Genomic DNA, 2,928 nt, shown 5'->3' with positions numbered 1-2,928 from the left:
CAGATCCACAGCGTTACACCCCTCGCCGGGTGCAGCCGCGCCCGCCGCGCGCCCCCCCCCCCCCCCCCCCGGGACGACACCCAATCCCCAAGGGATGACTGTCCATGACCCAGAACCTGGCCGACTCCGTCCGGTCCGCCGCCGCCGTGCCCGCTCCCGACACCTGCGCCCGGGAGACGACCACAGGCGAGCCCAGAGGCTGGTGGCGTGACGCGGTCATCTATCAGGTCTACCCCCGCAGTTTCGCGGACGCCAACGGCGACGGCATGGGCGACCTGCCGGGCATCCGGAGCCGTCTGCCCTACCTGCGCGACCTCGGCGTCGACGCGGTCTGGCTCTCCCCGTTCTACGCCTCCCCGCAGGCGGACGCCGGCTACGACGTGGCGGACTACCGCGCGGTCGACCCGATGTTCGGCACCCTGCTCGACGCCGACGGCCTGATCCGCGACGCCCACGCGCTGGGCCTGCGGATCATCGTCGACCTCGTCCCCAACCACTCCTCGGACCAGCACGAGTGGTTCCAGCGCGCGCTGCGCGAGGGCCCGTCCTCGCCGCTGCGGGAGCGCTACCACTTCCGTCCCGGCAAGGGCGAGAACGGCGAGCTGCCGCCCAACAACTGGGAGTCGATCTTCGGCGGCCCGGCCTGGACCCGCACCGTCAACCCGGACGGCACCCCCGGCGAGTGGTACCTCCACCTCTTCGCGCCCGAGCAGCCCGACTTCAACTGGGAGAACCGGGCGGTCGCCGACGAGTTCCGCTCGATCTTGCGCTTCTGGCTGGACATGGGCGTCGACGGCTTCCGGATCGACGTCGCGCACGGCATGGTCAAGGAGGCCGGCCTGCCCGACATCGGCGGCGACGGCGACCAGCTGAAGCTGCTCGGCAACGACGTGATGCCGTTCTTCGACCAGGACGGCGTGCACGAGATCTACCGCGACTGGCGGAAGATCCTGGACGAGTACCCGGGCCAGCGGATCGGCGTGGCCGAGGCCTGGACCCCGACCGTCCAGCGCACCGCCAACTACGTCCGCCGCGACGAGCTGCACCAGGCCTTCAACTTCCAGTACCTGGGCACCTCCTGGGACGCCGAGGCGCTGCGCGAGGTGATCGACGTGTCGCTCGACTCGATGCGGCCGGTCGACGCCCCGACCACCTGGGTGCTCTCCAACCACGACGTCACCCGGCACGCCACCCGGTTCGCCAACGAGCCGGGCCTCGGCACCCAGATCCGCACCGCCGGAGACCGCGCGCTCGGCCTGCGCCGCGCCCGCGCCGCCTCCCTGCTGATGCTGGCGCTGCCCGGCTCCGCCTACGTCTACCAGGGCGAGGAGCTCGGCCTGCCGGACGTCACCGACCTGCCCGACGAGGTCCGCCAGGACCCGTCGTTCTTCCGGGCCGAGGGCCAGGACGGCTTCCGCGACGGCTGCCGGGTGCCGATCCCGTGGTCCGGCACCGAGGCCCCGTACGGCTTCGGCCCGAACGCGGGCGGCCCCAGCTGGCTGCCGCAGCCCGCCGAGTGGGCCGGGCTCAGCGTAGAGGTCCAGACCGGTGACCCCACCTCGACCCTGGAGCTCTACCGCTCGGCGCTGGCCGTGCGCCGCGAGCACCCGGCGCTCGGCGCTGGCACCGAGGTCGCCTGGCTGGACGCGCCCGAGGGCGTGCTGGCCTTCCGGCGCGAGAGCGCACAGGGCTCGTTCGTCTGCACCTCCAACACCACCGGTGCGCCGGTCCGCATCCCGGCCCCGGGACGTATGCTGCTCTCCTCCGCCGAGGCGGAGGCCGTCGGCGGCGACATTCTGCTGGCAGCTGACAGCACCGTATGGTGGGCGGTCTGAGATGGTTGCAATAGGCTCTGGGATCGTGACTACGGCGCGACTCTCGGACATCGCGGCGCAGGCGGGGGTCAGCGAAGCCACCGTCAGCCGCGTACTCAACGGTAAGGCGGGCGTCTCCGCGACCACCCGCCAGACCGTGCTGGCCGCTCTCGACGTGCTCGGGTACGAGCGTCCGACCCGGCTGCGGCAGCGCAGCGCGGGTCTGATCGGCCTGATCACCCCGGAGCTCAGCAACCCCATCTTCCCGGCCCTCGCCCAGGTGATCGAGCAGGTGCTCAGCCGGCACGGCTTCACGCCGGTGCTCTGCACCCAGACGCCCGGCGGGTCCACCGAGGACGAGCTGGTGGAGATGCTGGTCGAGCGCGGTGTCGCCGGCATCGTCTTCGTCTCCGGCCTGCACGCGGACACCACGGCGGACCACGACCGCTACAACAAGCTGATCGGCCGCCAGGTGCCGTTCGTCATGATCAACGGCTACAGCGAGAAGATCGCCGCGCCGTTCATCTCGCCGGACGACCGCGCCGCCATGTGGATGGCGGTGCAGCACCTGGTCGAGCTCGGTCACACCCGGATCGGCCTCGCGGTCGGCCAGAAGCGGTACGTGCCGGTGCTCCGCAAGATCGAGGGCTTCACCGCCGCGATCCGCGAACTGCTCGGCCTGACCGAGGAGGAGGCCGACGGCTACGTCCACCACACGCTGTTCAGCGTGGAGGGCGGGCACGCCGCGGCCGGGGCCCTGCTCGACAAGGGCTGCACGGCGATCGTGTGCGGCAGCGACATGATGGCGCTCGGGGCGATCCGGGCGGCCCGCCAGCGCGGTCTGGCGGTGCCGCAGGACGTCTCGGTGGTCGGGTTCGACGACTCGCCGCTGATAGCGTTCACCGAGCCGCCGCTCACCACGATCCGCCAGCCGGTGGAGGCGATGGCCACCGCCGCGGTGGACGCGCTGCTGGAGGAGGTCGGCGGCAACCCCGCGCAGCGCGCGGAGTTCATGTTCCAGCCGGAGCTGGTGATGCGCGGCTCCACGGCGGCCGGCGGCCGCTGAGCCCACCGGACGCAACGACGGGGCGGCCCCGGAGAGTCAACTCTCCGG

Annotated in this window: 2 protein-coding genes; both read left to right on the top strand. The window is 72.2% G+C overall.

Annotated features, from left to right (window positions below):
* The first annotated feature begins 104 nt into the window (after positions 1-104).
* The gene (locus ACFV0G_RS34785; RefSeq protein WP_380556606.1) at positions 105-1,835 is read left to right on the top strand and encodes a glycoside hydrolase family 13 protein; all 1,731 of its coding nucleotides are present in this window, start codon (positions 105-107) and stop codon (positions 1,833-1,835) included.
* A gap of 1 nt (position 1,836) precedes the next feature.
* A complete protein-coding gene (locus tag ACFV0G_RS34780) occupies positions 1,837-2,880 on the top strand; it encodes a LacI family DNA-binding transcriptional regulator (RefSeq protein ID WP_380556604.1) in 1,044 nt (347 codons plus the stop codon).
* Positions 2,881-2,928: the final 48 nt, after the last annotated feature.

The sequence above is a fragment of the Kitasatospora sp. NPDC059571 genome (genome assembly GCF_042735675.1).
GTDB lineage: Bacteria > Actinomycetota > Actinomycetes > Streptomycetales > Streptomycetaceae > Kitasatospora.
This window is presented reverse-complemented; position numbering and strand designations above follow the sequence as displayed.

Excerpts from the sequence above, each read along its gene's own strand:
- ACFV0G_RS34785 (WP_380556606.1), top strand. The coding sequence starts at position 105 with ATGACCCAGAACCTGGCCGACTCCGTCCGGTCCGCCGCCGCCGTGCCC.
- ACFV0G_RS34780 (WP_380556604.1), top strand. The coding sequence starts at position 1,837 with ATGGTTGCAATAGGCTCTGGGATCGTGACTACGGCGCGACTCTCGGAC.